This is a genomic window from Acinetobacter sp. AG1 (genome assembly GCF_001005525.1).
In the GTDB taxonomy this organism is placed as follows: Bacteria; Pseudomonadota; Gammaproteobacteria; order Pseudomonadales; family Moraxellaceae; genus Acinetobacter; species Acinetobacter modestus.
This window is the reverse complement of record NZ_LBMZ01000022.1, coordinates 1-2,229: the sequence shown is the minus strand read 5'-3', so window position 1 is coordinate 2,229 and position 2,229 is coordinate 1. Positions and strand designations below refer to the sequence as shown.

Below are 2,229 nucleotides of genomic sequence, written 5' to 3'. Positions count from 1 at the left end.
CGATTCACGTTCAAACACGATAAAGGTTTAGAGCTAGTTACTACCGACTCTATTCCGTGGGAAGTAGCGAGAGCTGTTTATTACCGCAAATCCTCTGTAGATCCAATTGAGCCGCAACCAAAGCCTGAATATGTCGGCTCAACAGATCTTAATTTCATTTGTCAGTGTCATGACATTGATTCACACAATCTCATTTTAAACTTTGGTGCTGATCAGTGCTTGCCCAACCTTAAGCCTGTTGATTGGTGGTATATCAATTCTTGATATTGATTGGCATAATTCAGCCCTACATCAAAGTCTTCCTGATCGAAAATCAGCATGCCTGTATTGTGGATTTGAAAATCAATCCCCGTGATAGGCAGAAGTTTTTCATTCCACATTTGATACGTTGTACTAAGGCACGTGCATTGCCCGGATTGGTTTCAAGGTGCAAAATACGGTTGGCATGGGCATACAACACATGATCATCAGCCACTGCTTCAAAAGAAGGTAAACGAATCACCGCCAATTCACGTGGAGGTAATTTATGTTTAATCGCTTTTGATGGCGCAGGCTTTAACTGCACAATCTGTGTATCTGGATCGAGCTGATCGCCTTCACGCACGATTGGATTGGCAACGATTTCTTTTTGGAAGTTTTGATACTGCGCTAGCGAGTTACCTTTTTCTTTTTCAACTTCACAGCCATCAATATCTTCAGTCATGACATAAGGATTAATAATTGGATCGACACGTCCAATGGTATCCACGTCATTACTGGCAATTTCAACGAATTTCGCTTTAGATGCTTTATTATGCTTATTAATAATAAATGCTGTACCACGAACATCAGTAATCTCGTGGATTTTCTCACCTTTGGCTAAACGATGCATCACATCGATAATCGCACGCTCGCCATTACCATACATCAATAGATCAGCTTTTGAGTCCATCAAAATAGAGCGGCGAACTTTGTCAGACCAATAATCATAATGTGCAATACGACGCAAGCTTCCTTCAATACCACCGAGTAAGACAGGAACGTCAGGAAAAGCCTCACGGCAACGCTGACAGTAAACTGTTGCTGCACGGTCTGGACGCTTATTTGCTTCATTGTTTGGTGAATACGCATCATCGGAACGAATTTTACGATCTGCCGTATAACGGTTGATCATTGAATCCATGTTCCCTGCGGTCACACCCCATGCAATGGTTGGCTTGCCTAGAACGCGGAAGCTCTCTGCGTTGGTCCAGTCTGGTTGTGCAATGATTCCGACACGGAAGCCTTGTGCTTCAAGTACACGCCCAATCACCCCTGATACAAAAGATGGATGGTCAATATAGGCATCACCACAAACCAAAATAAAGTCACACGCATCCCAGCCGAGTTGATCCATTTCTTCTCGTGACATCGGCAAAAATGGTGCGGGTTCAAAACACGACGCCCAATATTTGTCGTAATCAAACAGCGCTTTTGGCGCGGTCTGCATAGTGTAGGCAGTAGACATGGCTTGCGAATCTCGGCTAGCAGATGGAGGAGAGACATCTAAAGATGAAAGCCGATCATTTTAGCATGAATTCCATTCATTTTTATAGATCAAAAAACAAACAGAAGCATTTCCCCAAAAAGTATTTGTAACTTATTGAGGAAATAGCATCATAAGATGTTGATAATTACTCTTCTTCGTTCAAGAAGCCTTCTTTAATTCCAGAAGGTAAATCTTGATGCCACCATGTATAAATAGAAGCTTTAATTTCTTCATCTTCATCAGGATCATTCAATGGTTCATCATCTTCACGGATAAGCTCATCGCCATCAAATTTGAACCAAAACTCCCATGGATCATCATCACCACAACCCCAAGCTTGTGCATGAATATCAGGTAATAATCCTTTTAAAAATAATAAAATATTTTCAATGTTTTCATCGCCATTTGAGCCATGTGTAAAATCTAGTACAGCAAACCCATCAACATAGTGCAATGTCTCTGGCGCAAGATCATGTTCAATCGAATCAATCAAATCAACTAGCTCTTGAGTAATCTCATCCGCTTGCGGATTAATGAGTAAAGCTGTCTGAATGAACTTTTCTTCATCTCCATGATGTGTAGTAAATAAGACCTCTAATTGTCCCATGATTGTTGAGTCAGGATGTTTATAATAAACACGACTATGTAATTCCATATTATTTTCCCCAATTTTAATATTATCTCTACACCCAAATAGGTGCTTATTTAAATTACTAAATTTT

General features: G+C 40.5%; 1 protein-coding gene and 3 pseudogenes. 1 reads left to right on the top strand and 3 read right to left on the bottom strand.

All coding sequences use genetic code 11. The features are described from left to right. Positions 1–255, top strand: a pseudogene (locus AAV96_RS18170) (hypothetical protein); the annotation flags it as partial. A gap of 2 nt (positions 256–257) precedes the next feature. On the opposite strand, the pseudogene AAV96_RS18075 reads toward AAV96_RS18170, so the two are convergent. From AAV96_RS18075 to AAV96_RS00195, 3 genes and pseudogenes are all read right to left on the bottom strand, one after another. After that, a pseudogene (locus AAV96_RS18075) lies at positions 258–389 on the bottom strand (D-amino-acid oxidase); the annotation flags it as partial. Further along, positions 386–1,486 (bottom strand): annotated as a pseudogene (locus AAV96_RS00200) (YgiQ family radical SAM protein); the annotation flags it as partial. The pseudogenes AAV96_RS18075 and AAV96_RS00200, both read right to left, overlap by 4 nt. A 166-nt stretch (positions 1,487–1,652) precedes the next feature. Then, positions 1,653–2,162: a hypothetical protein gene (locus AAV96_RS00195; RefSeq protein ID WP_046737849.1), complete on the bottom strand. Its 510-nt coding sequence runs from the start codon at positions 2,160–2,162 to the stop codon at positions 1,653–1,655. Positions 2,163–2,229: the final 67 nt, after the last annotated feature.